Source organism: Thalassospira lucentensis, from assembly GCF_011806425.1.
GTDB lineage: Bacteria > Pseudomonadota > Alphaproteobacteria > Rhodospirillales > Thalassospiraceae > Thalassospira > Thalassospira lucentensis_B.
Map to the genome: position 1 here is coordinate 508,369 of NZ_JAATOV010000003.1, position 20,581 is coordinate 528,949.

The 20,581-nt window shown below is 53.5% G+C and carries 18 protein-coding genes and 1 tRNA gene; 7 read left to right on the forward strand and 12 right to left on the reverse strand.

The features are described from left to right. Positions 1-2: 2 nt before the first annotated feature. The 3 genes from HCZ99_RS12375 to HCZ99_RS12385 are packed head-to-tail and all read left to right on the forward strand — an operon-like array spanning position 3 to position 3,521. Positions 3-884, forward strand: a complete 882-nt coding sequence (locus HCZ99_RS12375) for a branched-chain amino acid ABC transporter permease (RefSeq protein WP_175581504.1) — start codon at positions 3-5, stop codon at positions 882-884. A gap of 1 nt (position 885) precedes the next feature. Beyond that, on the forward strand, positions 886-1,872 hold the full coding sequence (locus tag HCZ99_RS12380) for a branched-chain amino acid ABC transporter permease (RefSeq protein ID WP_167447275.1): 987 nt from the start codon (positions 886-888) through the stop codon (positions 1,870-1,872). 44 nt (positions 1,873-1,916) lie between these two features. Further along, positions 1,917-3,521, forward strand: coding sequence for a GMC family oxidoreductase (locus HCZ99_RS12385; RefSeq protein WP_167447276.1), 1,605 nt, complete (start codon positions 1,917-1,919; stop codon positions 3,519-3,521). Positions 3,522-3,609: 88 nt separating this feature from the next. Here the strand turns inward: HCZ99_RS12385 and deoA are convergent, their stop codons facing one another. From deoA to HCZ99_RS12420, 7 genes are all read right to left on the reverse strand, one after another. After that, the gene (gene deoA / locus HCZ99_RS12390; protein ID WP_167447277.1) at positions 3,610-4,950 is read right to left on the reverse strand and encodes a thymidine phosphorylase; all 1,341 of its coding nucleotides are present in this window, start codon (positions 4,948-4,950) and stop codon (positions 3,610-3,612) included. A gap of 62 nt (positions 4,951-5,012) precedes the next feature. After that, positions 5,013-5,819, reverse strand: coding sequence for a purine-nucleoside phosphorylase (locus tag HCZ99_RS12395; protein ID WP_167447278.1), 807 nt, complete (start codon positions 5,817-5,819; stop codon positions 5,013-5,015). Continuing rightward, positions 5,816-6,286 (reverse strand): cytidine deaminase, encoded by a 471-nt coding sequence (gene cdd / locus HCZ99_RS12400; protein ID WP_439654659.1) that lies wholly within the window; start codon positions 6,284-6,286, stop codon positions 5,816-5,818. Before cdd ends, HCZ99_RS12395 begins: the two co-directional genes overlap by 4 nt. 119 nt (positions 6,287-6,405) lie before the next feature. After that, positions 6,406-7,377 (reverse strand): ABC transporter permease, encoded by a 972-nt coding sequence (locus HCZ99_RS12405; protein ID WP_167447280.1) that lies wholly within the window; start codon positions 7,375-7,377, stop codon positions 6,406-6,408. Further along, positions 7,377-8,495: an ABC transporter permease gene (locus tag HCZ99_RS12410; RefSeq protein ID WP_167447281.1), complete on the reverse strand. Its 1,119-nt coding sequence runs from the start codon at positions 8,493-8,495 to the stop codon at positions 7,377-7,379. The genes HCZ99_RS12405 and HCZ99_RS12410 overlap by 1 nt, the downstream gene beginning before the upstream one ends. Further along, entirely contained in the window at positions 8,492-10,081 is a 1,590-nt protein-coding gene (locus HCZ99_RS12415; RefSeq protein WP_417805278.1) for an ABC transporter ATP-binding protein, read from the reverse strand. Before HCZ99_RS12415 ends, HCZ99_RS12410 begins: the two co-directional genes overlap by 4 nt. A 42-nt stretch (positions 10,082-10,123) precedes the next feature. Next, a complete protein-coding gene (locus HCZ99_RS12420) occupies positions 10,124-11,119 on the reverse strand; it encodes a BMP family lipoprotein (RefSeq protein WP_167447282.1) in 996 nt (331 codons plus the stop codon). Between the two features lie 585 nt (positions 11,120-11,704). On the opposite strand from HCZ99_RS12420, the gene HCZ99_RS12425 reads away from it, so the two are divergent. From HCZ99_RS12425 to HCZ99_RS12435, 3 genes are all read left to right on the forward strand, one after another. Beyond that, positions 11,705-13,306 (forward strand): bifunctional metallophosphatase/5'-nucleotidase, encoded by a 1,602-nt coding sequence (locus HCZ99_RS12425; protein WP_167447283.1) that lies wholly within the window; start codon positions 11,705-11,707, stop codon positions 13,304-13,306. 188 nt (positions 13,307-13,494) lie between these two features. Next, positions 13,495-14,445 carry a carbohydrate kinase family protein gene (locus HCZ99_RS12430; RefSeq protein ID WP_368484257.1) on the forward strand — a complete coding sequence of 317 codons (951 nt, stop codon included), beginning with the start codon at positions 13,495-13,497 and terminating at the stop codon, positions 14,443-14,445. Positions 14,446-14,563: 118 nt separating this feature from the next. Further along, positions 14,564-14,806 (forward strand): Lrp/AsnC ligand binding domain-containing protein, encoded by a 243-nt coding sequence (locus tag HCZ99_RS12435; RefSeq protein ID WP_167447284.1) that lies wholly within the window; start codon positions 14,564-14,566, stop codon positions 14,804-14,806. Between the two features lie 79 nt (positions 14,807-14,885). Here HCZ99_RS12435 and HCZ99_RS12440 read toward each other — a convergent pair whose 3' ends face one another. After that, positions 14,886-15,401, reverse strand: coding sequence for a hypothetical protein (locus HCZ99_RS12440; RefSeq protein ID WP_167447285.1), 516 nt, complete (start codon positions 15,399-15,401; stop codon positions 14,886-14,888). Between the two features lie 161 nt (positions 15,402-15,562). After that, positions 15,563-15,655 (reverse strand) — tRNA-Ser (locus HCZ99_RS12445). Between the two features lie 282 nt (positions 15,656-15,937). Between HCZ99_RS12445 and HCZ99_RS12450 the strand changes: the two genes are divergently transcribed. Next, on the forward strand, positions 15,938-16,159 hold the full coding sequence (locus tag HCZ99_RS12450) for a hypothetical protein (RefSeq protein ID WP_167447286.1): 222 nt from the start codon (positions 15,938-15,940) through the stop codon (positions 16,157-16,159). A gap of 134 nt (positions 16,160-16,293) precedes the next feature. On the opposite strand, the gene HCZ99_RS12455 is transcribed toward HCZ99_RS12450, so the two are convergent. The 3 genes from HCZ99_RS12455 to HCZ99_RS12465 form a co-directional block, all read right to left on the reverse strand. After that, complete coding sequence (locus tag HCZ99_RS12455) at positions 16,294-17,469, reverse strand: MFS transporter (protein WP_167447287.1); 1,176 nt, start codon at positions 17,467-17,469, stop codon at positions 16,294-16,296. A gap of 71 nt (positions 17,470-17,540) precedes the next feature. Beyond that, entirely contained in the window at positions 17,541-18,569 is a 1,029-nt protein-coding gene (locus tag HCZ99_RS12460) for a GlxA family transcriptional regulator (RefSeq protein ID WP_167447288.1), read from the reverse strand. A 153-nt stretch (positions 18,570-18,722) separates the two neighbouring features. Next, a complete protein-coding gene (locus tag HCZ99_RS12465) occupies positions 18,723-20,411 on the reverse strand; it encodes a hypothetical protein (protein WP_167447289.1) in 1,689 nt (562 codons plus the stop codon). Positions 20,412-20,581: the final 170 nt, after the last annotated feature.

Sequence of the window (20,581 nt, forward strand, 5' to 3'; positions counted from 1 at the left end):
TTATGATATTTGGAATTCCAATCCAGGCATTTCTCGGCCAGCTTCTGATCGGTTTGATCAATGGGTCGTTCTATGCCGTGCTCAGCCTTGGCCTGGCGATTATTTTTGGCCTGCTGCGCGTGATCAATTTTGCGCATGGCGCGCAATATATGATGGGGGCGTTTGTCGGCTTTTTGCTGCTGTCGTGGTTTGGCGTGAATTACTGGTTGGCACTTTTGCTGGCCCCGGTGGTTGTTGGCATTACCGGCATCGCGATTGAACGGTTTGCCCTGCGCCGCCTTTACAATCTGGACCATCTTTATGGGCTGTTGTTCACATTCGGTCTGGCCTTGGTGATTGAAGGCGGGTTTCGCTATTTCTATGGCACATCGGGCCAGCCTTATGAGACGCCAAAGCTGCTTTCGGGCGGGGTGAATTTAGGCTTTATGTATCTGCCGATTTACCGTGGCTGGGTCGTTGTCGCGTCACTGATTGTCTGTATCGGCACGTGGCTTTTGATCGAAAAAACCAAGCTTGGCGCGTATTTGCGTGCGGCAACCGAAAATCCCAAACTGGTGCAATCATTTGGCATTAACGTGCCGTTCCTTTTGACCCTGACATACGGGCTTGGTGCCGGTTTGGCGGCCTTTGCCGGGATCATGGCAGCGCCGATTTATCAGGTCAGCCCTCTTATGGGATCGAACCTTATTATTGTGGTGTTTGCCATCGTCGTTGTTGGGGGCATGGGCTCTATCATGGGGGCGATTGTGACGGGATATATGCTTGGCATTCTAGAAGGATTGACCAAGGTGTTTTACCCCGAGGCATCCAACATCGTGATTTTCGTGATCATGGCGATCGTTCTTTTGGTCCGACCTGCGGGTCTGTTTGGTCGGGATGTGTAAAATGACTGAAATAGCAACAACACCCGAAACTCAGCATCGTACGTCCAACCGCGTTCAGCTTGCCCTTGTTGGCATCTTGCTGATTGGCTTGGTGATCGCACCCTTTACCCTTTATCCCGTCTTTTTGATGAAGGTGCTGTGCTTTGCGCTGTTTGCCAGTGCGTTTAACCTTCTTTTGGGGTTCACAGGGCTTTTATCATTCGGCCATGCGGCCTTTTTCGGCGGGGCGGCCTATTTCACGGCCTATGCCGTTAAGGAATGGAACTTCCCACCCGAGGCGGGAATATTGCTTGGCGTTGTCGGCGCGTCCTTGATGGGGCTTGTGATCGGGTTCTTTGCGATCCGCCGTCAGGGCATCTATTTTGCCATGATCACGCTTGCGCTTTCGCAGATGTTCTTTTTCTTCTGCCTGCAGGCGGAATTCACCCGGGGTGAAGATGGATTGCAAGGTGTGCCGCGCGGTCACCTTTTGGGCTTCATTGACCTGAGCGATCCGTTGAACATGTATTTCTTTGTTTTGGTGGTGTTTATCGCCGGGGTCTTTGCCGTGTGGCGGATTGTAAATTCGCCGTTTGGCATGATCCTGCGATCAATTCGTGAGAACGAAGACCGGGCCATTTCGCTGGGCTATTCGGTCAATCTTTATAAGCTGGCGGCGTTTGTGATGTCGGCGGGTCTTGCCGGACTTGCCGGTGGGCTTAAGGCGCTGGTGTTCCAGTTTGCAACACTGACCGACGTGGCGTGGCAAATGTCGGGCGAGGTCATTCTGATGACGTTGCTTGGTGGGATTGGCACCATTTTTGGACCGATTTTCGGCGGCGCCTTTATCGTCACGGTGCAGAACTATCTGTCGACGACGGGCTTCCCCGTGACGGTCCTGACCGGGCTGATTTTCATTGTTTGCGTATTGTTGTTCCGCCGCGGCGTTGTTGGGGAATTCAATGCGTCACGCCTTGCGAAAAAACTGGGCCTTCGTTCCAGAAGCTAGGCCACACATGATCGCGACAGTTCGGCGAAAGGTAGAAGAACAAAATGGCCAAGCAACAATTTGACTATGTCATCGTTGGTGCCGGTTCGGCCGGATGCACGCTTGCTAATCGGTTGTCAGAAATCGAAAATGCCACCGTCCTCCTTCTCGAGGCCGGTGGCAAAGACACCAACCCATGGATCCATATCCCGGTGGGGTATCTTTATTGCATTGGCAATCCCAATGTTGACTGGTGCTTTAACACCGTACGCGAACCTGGCCTAAATGGCCGTTCATTGGGCTATCCGCGTGGGAAAGTTCTGGGCGGCTGTTCATCGATCAATGGCATGATCTATATGCGGGGTCAGGCCAATGATTACGAGCAATGGCAACAATCGGGTTGTTCTGGTTGGGGCTGGGACGATGTTTTGCCGTTTTTCAAAAAGTCCGAGGACCATTACCGGGGATCAGACGATCTGCATGGTTCAGGCGGGGAATGGCGGGTCGAGCGTGCGCGCGTACGATGGGACATCCTTGAAGCGTTTCAAAATGCCGCGGCTGAGGCCGGTATTCCCAAAACAAATGACTTTAACCGTGGCACCAACGAAGGGTCGGGTTATTTCGACGTGAACCAAAAACGCGGCATTCGCTGGAACACTTCAAAGGCGTTTTTGCGCCCTGCCCTTAATCGTAAAAATCTTGAAGTCCGCACCAACGCCCATGTGCGCCGTCTGACCATTTCTGAGGGTCGGATCACGGGTGTTGAATATGAACGCGACGGTCAGATTGAAACCGTGACGGCCATACGTGAAACGGTCCTGAGCGCAGGGTCGGTTGGATCGCCCCAAATCTTGGAACTGTCGGGCATTGGACGCGGCGATATTTTGCAGCAATACGGGATCGAGCAAACCCTGGACCGGCCACAAGTCGGCGAAAACCTGCAAGACCACCTACAACTGCGCTGTGCCTATAAGGTCAGCGGTATCCGAACCTTAAATGAAAAAGCCAGTAGCCTGATTGGTAAGGCCAGCATCGCGCTTGAATACCTGTTTAAGCAATCTGGCCCCATGTCGATGGCACCCAGCCAGCTTGGCGTGTTTACGCGGTCTGATAGCTCGTTTGAGACGCCAAACTTGCAATACCATGTCCAACCCTTGTCGTTGGAAAAGTTCGGCGATCCGGTGCATCCATTCCCGGCCTTTACGGCCAGTGTGTGCAACCTGCGTCCGCAAAGCCGAGGCACCATTCACATCACAAGCCCCGATTACCGCGAACAACCCGCCATTGCGCCCAATTACCTTTCGGCGGATGCAGATAAAACCGTGGCGGCAGAGTCCATTCGCCTGACGCGGAAAATCGCCAGCCAACCAGCATTGGCCCCCTATCGACCAGAGGAATTCAAACCCGGTCCGTCGTATGACACCGAAGAAGACCTTGTCCGGGCCGCAGGCAATATCGGCACGACGATTTTCCATCCTGTTGGTACCTGCCGCATGGGATCGGACCCGGCATCTGTGGTTGACCCCGAACTTCGTTTGCGCGGACTTGCTGGATTACGGATTGCCGATGCATCCGTGATGCCGACCATCACATCGGGCAACACCAATTCGCCGACCATCATGATCGCGGAAAAAGCCGCCGCCATGATCAAGGCCAGTATCAACGCCTGATCAGCAAGACAATTGAGTATCTAACAGTGAAACGCAAAAAGCCGGGGACATTCCCCGGCTTTTGACTTGGTTGGCGTGTTTGAACCGCTTAGCCCTTTTTGCGGGCCACGATCCGTTCGCGAACAGCCGGCGCATCGCCGGTTTCGTCAACGTCACCTTCGCCAATTTCAATGGCTTCACGTAGAAGTGCTGTTGCGTCGTCAAACTGGTTCTGATCGCGGGTATGGGCAATACATAGCGGGGATTCCGCCGAAACTGGCTGTCCGACCTTGATAAAGTCACTAAAGCCAACGGCAAAATCGATCTTTTGATCCGCACGGGTGCGGCCACCTTTAAGGGCGACCAGTGCCAAGCCGACCTTACGCGCATCCATCGATAGAACCCGACCGGTTTTTGAAGCCGTCACGGCCTGTACCATCGGGGCTGCTTCAAGGTAGGTATCGTGCTTTTCAACGAAGTCAGCAGGCCCGCCAAGGCTTGAGACCATTTTACCGAACACTTCGGCAGCCTTGCCGCTTTCAAGCGCCTCGCCCGCCATTTGCAGGCCATCGGCGACATCGGTGGCAACACCACTGACCGCCAGCATTTCCGCCGCAAGCGCCATCGTGACATCATACACACGCTGTTCTTGATGTTTGCCGGTCAGAAAATCAATTGCTTCGCGCATTTCAAGCGAGTTGCCGACCGTATCGCCCAGCACCTGTTCCATATCGGTCAAAAGTGCGACGGTTGGAACGCCGTTGCGGGTGGCAACCTCGGTAATGCTTTGTGCCAGTTCGCGTGCCCGTTCATATTCATTCATGAACGCGCCCGAACCGAATTTGACATCCATGACCAAGGCATCCAAGCCCGCTGCCAGTTTTTTCGACAAAATGGATGCGGTAATCAGTGGGATGCTTTCGACCGTCGCGGTAACATCACGAATGCCATAGAAACGCTTATCCGCCGGGGCCAAATCGGCCGTCTGGCCAATGATGGCGCAGCCAACTTCGCGGGTGACTTTGGCGAATTCGTCCAATGTCGGCGCGGTGCGATAGCCGGGAATGGAATCAAATTTATCAAGCGTCCCACCGGTATGGCCCAGACCACGCCCGGAAATCATCGGCACAAATGCACCGCATGCGCCAACAATTGGCCCCAACATCAGGCTGACTTTGTCACCGACACCGCCAGTCGAATGTTTATCGACAACCGGCCCATCAAGACCAAATGACTTCCAATCAAGGACCGTGCCGCTGTCGCGCATATTGCGCGTCAAGGCGACCCGTTCATCCATGGTCATGCCGTTAAAAAATACCGCCATTGCCAAGGCAGCAACCTGCCCTTCGCTGATGGTTTCGTCGGCAATGCCTTTGACGAAAAAGGCAATTTCGGCTTCGGTCAGAACGTCGCCTTCGCGTTTGCGGCGAATGATTTCTTGCGGCAGCATTTGCTGTCTCCTGCGCGCTTTTTGTGACTTTAATTTACCAAGACCCAAAAGCGAATTTTTGTTTATGCAGAACGTGAAAAGTAATGCACTAAGATACGGATAAGGTTGGCAGAACCGTCTTTGGACATTTCAAGCGTTTGTTCGTGACTAAGGGGTGTCGCGCTCATGCCGGCGGCCATATTTGTGATGTTGGAAACGCCTGCAACTTTGAAGCCAAGGCGACGCGCCAAGATGCATTCAGGCACAGTTGACATGCCAACCGCATCCGCCCCCAAAACCTTAAGCATTTTGATTTCAGCCGGAGTTTCAAAGCTTGGCCCTGTGCACCAGCAATAGGTGCCTTCAAACAGCTTAATGCCAAGTTCAGACGCCGCCGCATGCAAGCCCGAACCGATTTGCGGATCATAAGGCACATCCATCCCGACAAAGCGATCATCACCGCGATACCCGATCAACGGATTGGGGCCAAACATGCTGATGTGATCGGTAATCAGCATCAGGTTGCCTGGCGTTGCATCGGGAAGCAGTGACCCGGCCGCATTGGTCAGGATCAATTGATCCGCGCCGAGGCCACGCAGGGTTTCAAGCGGTTCCGCCATCAGATCCGAACGGGCATGTTCATAATAATGCGCCCGTCCCTGCAGCACGGCAACGGATACGCTGCCGATTTGGCCCAGAACCAATTGCCCGCCATGTCCATGAACTGTCGGCACCGGGAAGCCCGGCAAATCTTTGTAGTCAATCTTGATCGCATCCCGGATGGCATCGACAACGCCGCCCAAGCCACTGCCAAGGACAATCGCGACGTCGGCCTTAAAACCGGGTGCCTTTGAGGCAATGACATCAAGTGCCGTGGTGACGTTGCTCATTTAAGGTTCTCCGGACCAAAGGAATGCGGAATTAATTCTTCGCGGGTCAGGGTCAAAAGCGTTTCGCCCTGATCATTGATGATAAAGATGGTGGCGTCCGATCCGGTAAATTCACGGATTTTCTGACGGCACCCGCCACATGGTGTGCAGGCAACATCGCCAAGACCCACCACGACAATTTCGTCAAACTTGGTTTCGCCCGACAAGACCATGGCGGAAATTGCGCCGGCTTCGGCACAAACACCTTCGGGATATGCGGCGTTTTCGACGTTGCACCCGGCGATAATCTGCCCGTTTTCGGTGCGTAACGCTGCGCCGACATGGAACTTTGAATATGGCGCATAGGCCTTATCGCGGGCGGATATGGCCGCCTCAGTCAAATCGCGCGGTGCCTGTTTCGTCGCTTCCATCAATTTCGTCCTGTTTTTGAAATCCGCGCAAGCCCAATTGGGGCGCGTTATCTTTATCTATCGGTGCGGAAAATGGCCTGCCGATGACGGCAGGCCGCCTAACCGCGAAAAAGTTTCCCGATGCATGTGATCATCTTAGTGATCATTGGCAATGTATTTGGAACGCTAAACCGGGTTTAACGTTCCTTTACATAGGCACGGCCAAGGGCCTTGGGCGGTGTTGCGCGGCCAATAAAGCCGGCCAACAAAATCACCGTCAGCACATAGGGCAATGCTTGGACCAACTGAACGGGGACTTCGCCAATGCCGGGCAAAACAACGCCCTGCAAACGGGTCGCCGCCGCATCCAAGAACCCAAACAGCAAACATGCAAACAAGGCCGGGAATGGGCGCCATTTGCCAAACACCATGGCAGCAAGGGCGATATACCCCTTACCGGCGGTCATATCATGCAAGAACGATGCGCCTTGGGCGGTTGAAAGGTACGCACCAGACATGCCAACCAGCACGCCAGAGCACACCACCGCACGATAGCGCATCAAGACAACGCTAATACCCGCCGTATCAACCGCACCGGGGTTTTCCCCCACCGCGCGCAGACGCAGACCAAACCGCGTCCGGTACATCACCCACCATGCGGCGGGTACGGCCAGAAAGGCGATATAGACAAGGATGTTATGGCCGCTGATCAATTCGAAATAAAGCGGACCTAAGATCGGAACGTCTTTAACGGCCTCAGCCCCCGGAAGGGTAATCGGCTGAAAGCGCGATGCTTTATCAAGGGCCGGTGTTTTGCCACCCTGAGCAAACAGCGCAATCCCGACAAGGGCGGTGAAACCCGACATCAGAATGTTGATCGCCATGCCTGATACGACCTGGTTGCCTTTATGCGTGATGCAGGCAAAGCCATGCAGCAAAGAAAGCGCGATGGTCGCCGCAATGGCCGCCAAAAGTCCGACCCACGGATTACCGGCATAAAATGCCACCGTCGCCGCGGCAAAGGCGCCACCCAACATCATACCTTCAAGGGCAAGGTTGATGGTGCCTGATCGTTCGGAAAACATGCCCGCAAGGGCCGCCAAAATAAGCGGGGTCGATGTCCGAAGGGTCGCATCCAGAAGCAGAATAATCAGTTCAAAGGTTTCCATCACGCGGCCTCCATCCGGTCACGGCGCAGGCGCCAGGCGGTGTACATTTTGGTCACGCGCGGACGGAACATGTGTTCCATCGCCCCGGTAAACAGGATCACAAGACCCTGAATAACCACGACCATGTCATTGGAAATCGTCGGAATTTCAAATGAAAGCTCTGCCCCGCCCTGATAGAGCATGCCAAACAAAAGAGCCGCCAAGAAAATGCCAAACGGATGGTTGCGCCCCATCAGCGCCACCGCAATCCCGACAAAGCCATATCCGGCGGTAAAATCGATCAGCAAACGGTGCTGAACACCCATGACCTCATTAAGTGCCATAAACGATGCCAAGGCCCCGGAAATCATCATCGCAATGATGATGTACCGGCCCGGATCAATCCCGGCATAGGTTGCCGCCACCGCATTGGCCCCAACCGTTCGGATCGCATAGCCCCAGCGCGTATGCCAGATAAACAGCCAGACAAGCACACTGGCGGCGATGGCATATACAAATGACAGGTTCAGCGGGCTTGACGCCATATCAATGCCAAAGGACGCAGCCATATCATGGATAAACGGCAAGGTCAGATTTTCGGAAATGCGTTCGCTTTCCGGCGTCATGGAACCCTGTGGGCGCAGGACGTTTACCAGCAAATAGACCATCAAAGACGACGCAATGAAATTGAACATGATGGTCGTGATCACGATGTGTGATCCACGGCGCGCCTGCAAATAGGCCGGGATATAGGCCCATGCCGCGCCAAAGATCGCCGCCGCCATTATGCCAACCACCAGCATCAGCGGAAACGGCAAGAAATCGAGATAAAGTGCGGCCAGCGTCACGCCAAGGCCACCAATGTATGCTTGTCCCTCTGCGCCAATGTTAAACAGACCGCAATGGAATGCGACGGCAAAGGACAGCCCGGTAAAGATGAAGTTGGTGGTGTAATAAAGGGTATAGCCCCATGCCTCGTCATAGCCAAACGCGCCATAAAGCAAAATTTCGACGACCTTGATCGGGTTTTCCCCAATCGCCAGCACCACAAGGGCCGAAACCAAAAGCGCAAGCAACAGGTTCAAAAGCGGCAAAGCACCAACATCGATCCAGCGGGGAAGTTCGACGGTATTGCTCATGCCTGCCCCTCCGCTGCTTTTGCTTTGGCTTCGTTGGGATCAACCCCGGCCATCATAAGACCAAGAACACGTTCATTTGCCTCAGCAGCAGAAACTTCGCCGATGATGGCACCATCGCACATCACCAAAATTCGGTCGGCAAGCGACATGATTTCGTCAAGCTCCACAGACACCAAAAGGACAGCCTTGCCAGCGTCCCGCATGGCGACAATGCGTTTGTGAATAAATTCAATGGCACCGATATCGACACCGCGGGTGGGTTGCCCCACCAAAAGAAGTTCCGGATCACGCATGATTTCACGTGCGAGAACCAGCTTTTGCTGATTACCGCCGGAAAAATTCGCGGCCTTAAGATCGGGATTATCCGGGCGCACATCAAATTCGGACATCATATGCGCGGTCGCATCGGAAATGGCGTGCCAATCCAACAGTGGTCCCTTTTGATAGGCCGGATCATTTTCATAACCCAAGATGGCGGCTTCCTTGGCGGAGAACCCCGTGACCATTGCCATGCGATGGCGATCTTCGGGGACGTGGGCGACACCGCGGCGACGCAATTCGGCGGCATCGACGCCCTTACCCGGTGTGACATCCTGATCGTTAAGGGTCACACTTCCTTCGCAGACGGCGCGGATACCGCCCAGTGCCTCAAGAAGTTCGCTTTGACCATTGCCCGAAACACCCGCGACACCGACGATTTCACCGGCACGCACGGTAAAGGTCGCGTTTTTAACCTTATGGATGCCTTGGGCGTTATCAACACACAGGTTGTTGACCGCAAGCACAGTCGCCCCCGGATTGGCCGCGCCCTTTTCAAGGCGCAGCAATACTTTGCGGCCCACCATCAGTTCGGATAATTCTTCGGGGCTGGTCTGAGCCGTTTTGCGATCAGCGACCATTGCGCCCTGGCGCATGACAGACACATTGTCCGTTGCAGCCATGATTTCGCGCAATTTATGGGTGATCAAAACAACCGTTTTGCCCTGTTCTTTTAGGGTATTTAGAATGCGGAACAAATGGTCCGCTTCTTGGGGCGTTAAAACCCCGGTTGGTTCATCCAAGATCAGAATTTCAGCACCACGATACAGTGCCTTTAAAATTTCAACACGTTGTTGCAGCCCAACAGACAGATCACCGACAATCGCATCGGGATCAATGTCGAGCGCGTATTCACGTTCAAGCCGTTTGAGTTCGACGCGCGCCTTATCCACGCCATCGCGCAGCACAGCGCCGCCTTCGACACCCAGAATGACGTTTTCCAGAACAGAAAAGGTCTCGACCAGCATGAAGTGCTGATGAACCATGCCAATCCCAACGGCAATGGCATCTTCGGACCCTTTGATATCGCACAGCTTGCCATCCACATGAATGGTGCCTGCATCGGCTTGATAAAAGCCGTACAGGATACTCATCAGTGTTGACTTGCCTGCGCCATTCTCCCCCACGATACCGTGGATTGTTCCCTTTTCGACCTTAAGGTCGATTTCCTTATTGGCATGTACCGCACCGAACCGCTTGTCTATACCGCGCAGTTCAATTGCGGGCTGCACGGCACCGGTTTCCCCGGCGCCGTGCATTTGATGCATCGTATCCGACACTACAAATCCCCGGTTTTAGTCGTTGCTGCCTTACATCGGGCAGGAACTGTCGCTCATGTAATCGTGTACTTTAAGCGAACCCGAAGCGATTTCTTCTTTGGCCTTCGCAACGGCTGCTTTCATTTCATCGGTGATGAGCTTTTCGTTGTTTTCATCAAGCGCCCAGTCAACACCACCTTCGGCCAGACCAAGAACGGTGACGCCTGGTTTCCAGCTGCCGTCTGCGGCGGCTTTGAACGAATCATAAACAGCAACGTCAACCCCCTTAACCATCGAGGTCAGGACCGAGCCCGGATGCAGGGCATTCTGGTTTGAGTCAACACCAATGCCGAGCTTGCCCGCATCTGCGGCTGCTTGCAGGACACCAACGCCCGTACCACCGGCTGCATGATAGATCACGTCTGCACCACGGTCGAACTGCGATTTTGCAAGTTCACCACCCTTAACCGGGTCATTCCACGCCGCACCGGTTGAACCGGTCATGTTTTCGAACACTTCGGCGTCGCTGTCGGCGTATTTAACGCCCTGTTTGTAACCACAAGCAAATTTACGGATCAACGGAATGTCCATGCCACCAATAAAACCGACCTTGCCGGTTTTTGATGCCATTGCGGCCAGAACACCCACCAGGAACGATCCTTCGTGTTCTTTGAACACAACAGACTGAACGTTTGGCAGATCCACAACCATATCAATGATCGTAAACTTGGTTTCAGGGAATTCTTTGGCCACAGTTTCCAAAGCGGTTGCCTGCGAGAAGCCAATCGCGACAATCGGGCTCATGCCGCGACGCGCGAAGTTCCGCATGGCCTGTTCACGCTGGGAATCGTTCTGAATTTCGAAGTCGCGATATTCGGTACCGGTATCTTCTTTGTATTTTTCTGCGCCGTTGTAAGCGCCCTGGTTAAACGAACGGTCAAAACGGCCACCAAGGTCATAGACCACTGCCGGTTTGATGTCTGCAGCCGAAGCAACACCTGCATAGCAGGCGACAGCCGCGACCACGGAGGTCAGAAGCTTTTTCATTCCGATGCCCTTCATTGCTTGATTCTGTTTATTCTTCCGTCGGTGCCCTTTTACCGGCGGAACTCCCTCATCGAAAACCTGATCCGCAGCACGACCAAATTTGGTCCTTCGTTGCGATTGAACCGGTGTGTCTGTGCTGCGCGAAACTTATGGTAACTACAAAATGTAGTACCCTGTAAATAGAAGACCGCGCAACTAGGCCGATAACCTGCCGAACGCGCGGCAAAAGGTTTACGGCAAATTGTTGGATGCAATCGCGCTTCTGCGTGGTTTCCCTTAGGTTGGGGGACTTTTAGCCGTCTGGTTGTGTGTTATTCGTGGCAAAATATTTTCTTCGCCCCGTTTGTAATTGATCAAAGTCGTTTTGTGTCCTTTGCCATGGTAATGGGCCCCATGCGTGCTGCCGATTCTTTAACACGGGCGCAATAACGCACATCGACATTTGCAATTTTCACCGGTCTGTCATCAACCTGGAATACCGCAGGCAGCCAATTGGTGTTAGCATTCCGTGCGTTTAAGCCGTTGACATATTATGCCAGACAGCCGCGCGGGATCGGCGAACCTGGCTTTTGCTGGAGATCCATAATGAAATATAAAATTGCAGGGGTGCTATCGGCATGCACCATGATGACCTTTGGCGCCGGAACCGCATGGGCCGATTATAATCTGCGCATCCTTCATACCAATGATGTCCATGACCGCGTTGAATCGGTGACAAAATACAACAATAGCTGTGCGGCCGAGGATGACGCGGCGGGCAAATGTTTTGGCGGCTATGCCCGTCTTGCGACCGCTATTCGCGATGCCAAGGCGCAAGGCGGCAATGTGTTGGCCGTTGATGGCGGCGATCAGTTTCAGGGGTCTCTTTATTATTCGACCTATAAGGGCGAACTGACCGCAAAATTGATGCAGATGGCCGGCTACGACGCGATGACCATCGGCAACCATGAATTTGATGACGGCCCGGACGTGCTTGAAGCCTTTATCAAGGCCAGCAAAATGCCGGTCCTGTCGGCCAATGTGCATCCAACCGCCTCGTCCAGCCTTGATGGGGAAATCATCCCGGAAACCACTATCGAGCTTGGCGGCGAGAAAATCGGTCTGATCGGGATCACAACCGAAGAAACCCCCGACATTTCAAGCCCGGGCGATCAGGTCGAGATTACCAATTCTGAAATGGCGCTGCGTTATTCGGTTGCGCGCCTGCGCCTTGCCGGGGTCAATAAAATCATCGTGCTCAGCCATTCGGGGTCTTACAAAGATTTCGAACTGGCCAAAACTGTAAGCGGTATTGATGTTATTGTTGGTGGTCACGACCACCAGCTGTTTTCCAATAACAATGAAAAGGCCGCCTACCCCTACCCGGTTGTTGAAACGGCACCTGATGGCAAACCTGTCCTTATCGTGCAGGCCTATGCCTATAGCCGCTATCTTGGCGAACTTGATGTCACCTTTGACGATGACGGCGTTGCCACCGCGTGGTCGGGCGAACCGATCCCCCTTGATGCCAGCATCAAACCCGCCCAAGACGTTTTAGACGTTATTGCGCTTGCCAGTGGCAAGGTTGATGCCGTGCGCAACATTAAGGTCGGTACCTTTACCGCGCCCGCCGACGGATCGCGCGAGACATGCCGTCATATGGAATGTTCGATGGGATCATTGATTGCCGATGCAATGCTGTGGAAGGCTGGCAACGGTTATCAGGTTGCCATTCAAAACGGTGGCGGTGTGCGCGCAAGCATCGATGAAGGCACGGTCAACATGGGCGACGTTATGACGGTGCTGCCGTTCCAAAATGCACTGGCGACATTCAAGCTTTCGGGCAAGGACATTGTTGCGTCGCTTGAACATGGTGTTTCAAAGCTCGACGAGGATAAAGGCCAGTTCCCGCAGGTCGCGGGCCTTAAATTCGACCTGGATACTTCCAAACCGGTTGGATCGCGTGTTTCCAACGTTATGGTCGCCGATGGCGATAGCGATGGGTACGACCCGATTGAGCCCAACAAGCTTTATGGCGTTGTTTCCAACGATTTCATGCGCAATGGCGGTGATGGCTATGTGCTGTTCCGCGACAATGCCACGGATGTTTATGATTTTGGTCCGAACCTTGAACAGGCGGTTGCCGATTATATCAGCATGAATTCACCGATGCGCCCGACCACTGGGGACCGCATCAATCTGAAATAAGTGACGGCAAAGGTCACGCGATCTTTTGATCGATATACAATCCATAAAGGGCGGCCTGATAGTGCGGGTCGCCCTTTTTGTTTTTCTGGTTGTTTTTCTTGCCTTTGATCGTTGGGGCGGACTATGACAGTCCTTAGATTAGAACGAATGCCCATGCCTGTTTACCCCACCATAAAGAGCAACACACCGTGATCACGCCGTTGGCCAATATCCTTTGTTTTGGTGCCGCCCATTTTGACCGCACTGTGCAATGCACAGAACAATATGTTCCCGCTGCGTCCAACCCAGTCCGAACGTTGCATCGTAAACCCGGTGGTGTCGGACGCAATATTGCGGTTCATCTGCGGTTGCTTGGTAATAACGTCGCGATGCTTGGCGCGGTTGGTGATGATGGTGACGGCGAACACGTGATCGCCGCCCTGTCGCAAATTGGCATTGATACCCGCCGAATTACAAAGTTCAAAGACAAGCACACAGCGGGCTATACCGCCGTGCTTGATGAAACTGGCGAACTGGCATTGGGGATGATGGATGCCGAGGTTTATGATTTCCTCAGCGTTGATTTGCTGGCCGATCAGCTTGCCAATTTACAGGCGTGGCCTTGGTGGTTGATTGATGCCAACCTTCCGGTCGAAACGATTGCGTGGTTGGCGGAAAACAAAGGCCCGTCGAAGTTCTGTGCTGCGACCGTATCACCAAGCAAGGCCGCACGTTTTGCCCCGGTGTTGGATAAAATCGACCTTCTGATCACCAACCGGGCAGAGGCAAAGGTCTTAACCGGTATTGACATCAAAGAGATTGATCAGGCGAAAACCGCCATTGCGCAGCTCCGTGATAAAGGTGTCACCGACGCGGTGATTACACTGGGCGCGCAAGGTGTTGTGTCATCCCATCAAGACGACTGCGCATTCTGGCAGCCATTGCCGACCATGGTGCGCGACGTCAATGGTGCTGGGGATGCGTTTTATTCTGGTTTCCTGTCATGCTTTGCCAAGCCCGGTGCCACCATGGACGATGCGATGTGCCAAGGATTGGCCATGGCCAGCCTGACGGCGGAAACCCAAGGAACGACTGTCTGGGACGTAACGCAGGAAGCGGTGAACCTGCGTGCCCAGCATGCCTATAAAAAACCGCTTTGAACGTATTTAATCGCGTTGGGTCACCGGACTATAATGCGATACGTAAGCACGAACATTGCAAGCGTTGCTGTGGCGCGATAGCTTGTGACAAAATTCAAACCGTACTGGAGCACTGCCGATGCATCCCTTTTTCATCTTCGTGAAATGCGAATTGGGTAAAGCCTATGACGTTGCCGCCGATCTTGTCGAGGAAGTCGAAGGTGTGTCGGAAGTCTATTCCATTTCCGGCCCGTTCGAACTTCTGGTTAAGGTCTATGTTGAGGAACAGCAGGATATCGGGCGCTATGTGAACGAAAACATTCACAAGCTGCCTAATATCAAAGACACCCAGACCATCATCACGTTTAACGCCTTTACCTAATGGCGAAAACTCGTTCCGAACATGAAAAACGCGGCGTAGAAAATACGCCGCGTTTTTTTACGTTTAAAATCAAAGAAGATTAATTCCGAACCACGTTGCGAATAACATCAAGAATGATCTCTGTGCCCTTTTCGATCAGCACGACATCATCGCCAACAACTTGACGGATCGTGCCATCATTGCGCTTTGGCAGGCGTGCCTGCACATCAGCCGGAAGATCACGCTTGGCAATGCCTGGGGGCAACTGTCCGCCGCGTTCAAGCTTCATGGCGATCCCCGGCGGAAGGCCATTATTGCCGACACCATTGTTACCTTTGCCTTTTGCGCCCTTGCCCGATTTGCCGTTTTTATCTTTGCCGTTGCCAACGTCATCATTCTCGGTTTGGGCTTTACCGGTCGCCAAATCGAACACATCGGCAATGATGCGGCGTTCTTCTTCTGAAAAGATACGGCCATCCTGTGCGACTTCGACAACAGTGTGATCATGGTCGCTTTTGGTAACAAGCGCCGATGCGGGCGCAATCGCGAACATGCTGCCAACAATCGCAAGGGTACTGGCGCGTAACAGGCCGGGAAACATCACGTTTTGGGGCATTTATTGTTAATCCTCGTCATTTGCTCGTTCCCAACACATATGGTCTATGAACGGAAAATACGAGGCCCGACGCACATAAGCGCCATCAAGACAGAGGTTTTTGAGGAGATTTAAGGTACCGCAGAAACGAAAAAAGCACCCTGTAAGGGTGCTTTAATCAATGGCGGGCAAGGAGGGATTCGAACCCTCGATAGGGCTTTTGACCCTATACTCCCTTAGCAGGGGAGCGCCTTCAGCCACTCGGCCACTTGCCCGTATCTCTTTGGTGTTCCCTGCGGAACGACGCCTTTCTTAAACATCGGCACCGCATGTGTCAATGCCCGAAAACAGGCTTTTGAAGGTTTTATTTTTAACAGGACCATCAAATAAAACCAGCGGCTTTTTGCCACCCGCCCTCATGGGCTTTTTTGGTTGAAATCCAAAAGAGTCTTCAAACCATCATATAGCTGTCATCGATCAGCAAAAAACACCTGTCATAAAGCGGGTGTCGATTGGTTTTTCACCGTCTGAAGACGCTACAAGCTGGTTGGAGTAACATGCGTACCATCTATCAGAGCACCGATGATTTCGGTCATACGCTTCGCGCCCTGAAAATAACCCCGGAAGGTTATAAAGATCCGGTCTATTTGGGTTTGGTCATTCAAGACCGCGAAGTTCTTTTCCGTACCCGTGAAATTAGCTCGCGGGAACTGGTATTGCAGAAGATCAAAGAATTTGTCGCGGGCAATATCCCGTCGATCAATGCTCAACCGGCCTGAAGGCCGGTTTTTTAGTGCCCGAACATCGCACAACCTGATGCTTCGTGCCACTTATCGCGCCGAGGCGGGCAAGCCCCGCTCGTCTCGAACTCCAACCGCCGGTCGGCGTGACCGGCGGTTTCTTTTGGCTATGCTTAGGCATTCGCCGCCGCACGGCCCTGACGCGCACGCCACATCATGAAAAGTGCGATACACAAAACCGGTACTGCGCCATAATTGATCAAATCCCACCCTGCCCCGGCAATCAGAACGCCAGATGCCAATGATCCCAATGTTCCGGTCAGGCCATTGCCCAATTCCATCAAGCTTTGCGCATGGCCGCGTTCGGCATCATTATGCCCCGCCACCAAAAGAGCCGTGCCCGCCAGAAGCAACATATTCCACCCAATGCCGAGCAAGAATGAGCTGATCAAAAAGGCTGGCACCGAAATCCCCGATACCGCAACGGCAACACTGGCGCCAAGCGTAAGGCTGCCCAGAACAGCGACCTGACGCGCGCCAAAGCGATCAATCATCGGTCCGGCAACAAATGCGGGCAGAAACATGCCCACCAGATGCCAGCGGATCACATTGGCCGAGACATCGACATCATATCCGCAATATTTCATCGCAAGCGGTGTTGCCGTCATCACCAACACCATGATGCCCTGCCCGCTGGCACTGATTGCAATCGCCCCACGAACGGCCGGACGACGCAAAAGATCGCGCATGATGCCACCATTGGTGTGTGGTTTAACCGGAACCGCCCCATCAGGCAGCATCACCATCAAAAACGCCCCAAGCCCCGCCAAACCGGCAAGGGCGATATAGGCACCCGCAAAGGGCACCGGCAGCATATCGCGGCTTGAGGTCGCAATTTCCGGTGCAATCAACGCCGCCAACACGCCGCCGCCGACCACCAATGCGGCAGCACGGCCTTTATGCACGGTATCGACTGCCTCAAGTGCGGCATAACGATAATAAGCCGCGGATGCCTGATAAATGCCAATCAGGAACGGTGCGACCGCCACCAGCCAGAATTGCGCGTTATAGATGCCAAGCGCGACCAACAACCCGCCCGCAACACCGAAAATCGCCCCCAAAAACAACCCGGTGCGTCGGCCATAACGTTGCATGACCATCGACAGCGGATGAACCGATGCCAGATTGCCAAACATCAAAATGCCCAGCGGCAAAGTCGCCAATGCCGGATTGGGTGCAAGCGACACACCAACGATTGAGGTCAAGGTGATCCCGATCAGCGAACAGGACCAATATAGCGCCTGGGCGGCAAACAGCAGACGCACTGATCCATTGGTCAGCAACAACATGTTTCCAACTCCGAAAAGGGAATAATTTGTGGGTATTCAAGTGTTTGAACCGGTTCTCTAAATCGGCTTCTCTAAACCGGTGTCAGCGACTTTCGGGCAAACCGTTCGGCGTATTCTTGTGGACTGACCGATAAATGCCGCTGAAACGCGCGGCGAAGCGTTTCAGGATGACGAAAGCCGCACAATGTTGCGACGGTCGAAATCGCCATCGTGTCATCCTGTAACAGGGCGCGCGCGGCTTCGACGCGAACCCGTTCGATATAGCGCGCCGGGCTCATGCCCATGTCACGGGTAAAGACGCGCGAAAATGTGCGGGGTGTCATCCCTGCCCGATCTGCCAGAACGTCTAGCGACAGGTTCTGATCAAGGTTCCCGGGCACCCAATCAAGCAAACTGGCAAGCCGCGACGTTACCCCCTTATCGGGGATCAGATAGGAACTAAATTGTGCCTGCCCACCGGGGCGCTTTAAAAACATCACCAAGCGCCGCGCCACCGAAAGCGCAAGGGTACGGCCAAAGTCGGCTTCGACAATCGCCAAAGCCAAATCAATTCCGGCGGTCACGCCAGCGGATGTGAAAACATGCGGATCGCCATCAAGCCCGGTCGGATCATAGCTGTGCAGGCGATCCCCCATTAAGTGAACAGCCGGGAAATCACGGGCCATTTCATCGCACCGCGACCAATGAGTTGTCGCCATCCGTCCATCCAATAGCCCCGCCTCGGCCAAGATGAGCGCGCCCGAACAGATTGATCCCAAGCGCGTGACCTTCTTTTCGGCGTCTTGCAACCATTGGCGCAGACCAACGTCCTTGCGCAGTGTCGGCATGCCATCACCACCCGGAACAAACAGGGTATCGATGTCTTTAAGCGACACATCAGAGCGGGCAACATCCGCATGCAGACGGATACAGGATGATGTTTTGATCGGTCCGGCTTGGTCGGCGACAACCATGCACTCATAGGATTCCACACGCCCCAGCAACGCAAGTTCGTCATTGGCGGTCGCAAATACCTGAAGCGGCCCGACAATATCGAGGCTCATGACATTGTCATAGGCGTAGCAGACCATCAATCTGGTGTCGGATGCGGGTTTGGACATTGCATGATCTCCCTAAAGCCTGATCAGAATGCCGCAAATCAAAACTGGCAACAATGACAAACACCCCACCAATCTTGCCAGTTTGGCATGGTGGGGTGTTTGTCATGTTCAGTTATCTGATTGTTCTAATCGGCCGCGAGGAAACAAGGACCGCTAGAAACCACTTCGCTGCAAAAGTGCATAAAAGTCGCGAATGGTGCCTTCCTTGGTGGGCATGTCCTTGATGTCATCAACCAACTTATCGGTGAAGTTCGGCTGTTTTAGGTATCCGACCACCCTTTTACGTGCCATCGAGGCGGATTTACCTTCGATCAGGACACCGCTGGAACAGAATTGCACCAACATATAGGCGCGTTTACGCAAATGAAGCGACGGATTGTCGATCCGTTCAATGACCTTTTCGCGGACAAGATATTCCGCCAACCCATCATCAAGCCGTGCGCCAATCCGCTTTTTCTGCACATCGGGAAGGTTGGATGCTTCGACCGCATCATTCATCTGCGTGACCGTTGCCATCTTGTCGCGTGGTTTTGCTTCTGGATCGCAGAACGCGCGCAGGGCCCGCATATCCTTGACGGCATCAAACATCATCACATGCAGCTCATCGGCGAAATCATCGACAATGCCGCTGTTCGATACGGCCAAAAGCCACGTCAGTTTCCGCCAATTGGGCACCAGGCGATCACAGATTTCTGTAACCCCTTCGATCAGTGCGCGTGGGCCACCGACATTGCGAAGGCGCGCACCGCGTTCGGCCAGGGCTTCGACCATCGCGGTTCCGTAGATAACGCCTTTTTCGCTGACAAGCCGATCAAGAATATCGCTCAGCGGATCTGGTTCGCTTTCATGACGTCGCAATGCGTTGGGGCTTTTAAGCTCCCGCACGATATAGTCAAAAAGCGCGTCCTGACTGGTCGCCAAAAGACCAGAACCAAAAAGCGGGTTCAACAGATCAAGGATATCATCGGCCGCACCGCGATTACCCTTGGCCCGGCCCAATGCAACATCGATATGACGGGTTACCGCGTCGCCAAAGCTGCGCGAACTGCCAAGCAGATCCTTTAACGCCACCGGAGAACCCAGAATATCGGCGATGACGTCATCAAGCAGCTTTCTGGCGGCTTCGTCTTTTTCGTCGCCTTTGACCTTAAGCGCCAGATCAAGCTTACCCACCCAATTTCGGGTCGATGACATCACGCGTGTCAGCGCGACCATCGTCAGAAAATCGGTGTCTTCGGCCAAATTCAGGCTACGAATTTCATCGCGGACTTCTGAAATTGTTGCATCTTCGAAGGCAGGAAGATCGACCTTTTCAACTTCGCGCGCACGTGCGGCAAGCTGTTCAATCGCGCCATGAAGGTTATTCATGGCTTCGATGTGATCGCCGTCGGTCGCCTTGGCATGCAGGCCGGCAACCTTATCGACCGCAGTCGGCATCAAGCTGTCATGGAACATCAACTTGCGCAGGTTTTGGTAATTATACATTACCTCGCAAGGTGTCAGAATTTCCTGTTCGAAATATTTGCGCAGCAACCGGTTGATGGTCGCGCGGCTTTCTTTCTGCAGAAGGTCATTGTCGGTATCACAAAGGGGGGCTTCGTCAATCGACGAAACACGCACATCTGTTTCCTGATCATCGGCAACCCCTTCTTTATCCAGAAGGACTTTTTCGATATGACGACCATCGTCGCGTTCCCAATCACGGACAACGCGGACGCCAGAAACCTTGGTTTTCAAAAGCTTTTCGGCTTCTGTTACCGCTTCTTTTTCGACATCGAATGTCGAATGAATGATCCAGCGATCCCCTCGCTGAACCCGTACTTCAAATGTCGTATCCGACATAACGCGCTCTGGCTCCCTAACATCCTGTTTGGGTGGCATTTACATGCCAGTTAAACAGTCAGGCGCGTGTCCCAAGGCTTTTATATTTATAAGCCCTTTATTAGACGAAGCAGGTAACGAAAACAATAGGCTGCTGTTGGAATTTTTAAAATTTTGATTGTGCGGAAATG

Bases quoted from the DNA above. Each gene is read 5' to 3' on its own strand.
- deoA (WP_167447277.1), bottom strand. From the start codon at position 4,950: ATGCTGCCGCAAGAAATCATTCGCCGCAAACGCGAAGGCGACGTTCTG.
- HCZ99_RS12380 (WP_167447275.1), top strand. From the start codon at position 886: ATGACTGAAATAGCAACAACACCCGAAACTCAGCATCGTACGTCCAAC.
- HCZ99_RS12415 (WP_417805278.1), bottom strand. From the start codon at position 10,081: ATGCATCAAATGCACGGCGCCGGGGAAACCGGTGCCGTGCAGCCCGCA.
- HCZ99_RS12460 (WP_167447288.1), bottom strand. From the start codon at position 18,569: ATGTCCAAACCCGCATCCGACACCAGATTGATGGTCTGCTACGCCTAT.
- HCZ99_RS12440 (WP_167447285.1), bottom strand. From the start codon at position 15,401: ATGCCCCAAAACGTGATGTTTCCCGGCCTGTTACGCGCCAGTACCCTT.
- HCZ99_RS12425 (WP_167447283.1), top strand. From the start codon at position 11,705: ATGAAATATAAAATTGCAGGGGTGCTATCGGCATGCACCATGATGACC.
- HCZ99_RS12455 (WP_167447287.1), bottom strand. From the start codon at position 17,469: ATGTTGTTGCTGACCAATGGATCAGTGCGTCTGCTGTTTGCCGCCCAG.
- HCZ99_RS12420 (WP_167447282.1), bottom strand. From the start codon at position 11,119: ATGAAAAAGCTTCTGACCTCCGTGGTCGCGGCTGTCGCCTGCTATGCA.
- HCZ99_RS12405 (WP_167447280.1), bottom strand. From the start codon at position 7,377: ATGGAAACCTTTGAACTGATTATTCTGCTTCTGGATGCGACCCTTCGG.
- HCZ99_RS12410 (WP_167447281.1), bottom strand. From the start codon at position 8,495: ATGAGCAATACCGTCGAACTTCCCCGCTGGATCGATGTTGGTGCTTTG.
- HCZ99_RS12375 (WP_175581504.1), top strand. From the start codon at position 3: ATGATATTTGGAATTCCAATCCAGGCATTTCTCGGCCAGCTTCTGATC.
- HCZ99_RS12465 (WP_167447289.1), bottom strand. From the start codon at position 20,411: ATGTCGGATACGACATTTGAAGTACGGGTTCAGCGAGGGGATCGCTGG.
- HCZ99_RS12450 (WP_167447286.1), top strand. From the start codon at position 15,938: ATGCGTACCATCTATCAGAGCACCGATGATTTCGGTCATACGCTTCGC.
- HCZ99_RS12435 (WP_167447284.1), top strand. From the start codon at position 14,564: ATGCATCCCTTTTTCATCTTCGTGAAATGCGAATTGGGTAAAGCCTAT.
- HCZ99_RS12385 (WP_167447276.1), top strand. From the start codon at position 1,917: ATGGCCAAGCAACAATTTGACTATGTCATCGTTGGTGCCGGTTCGGCC.
- HCZ99_RS12395 (WP_167447278.1), bottom strand. From the start codon at position 5,819: ATGAGCAACGTCACCACGGCACTTGATGTCATTGCCTCAAAGGCACCC.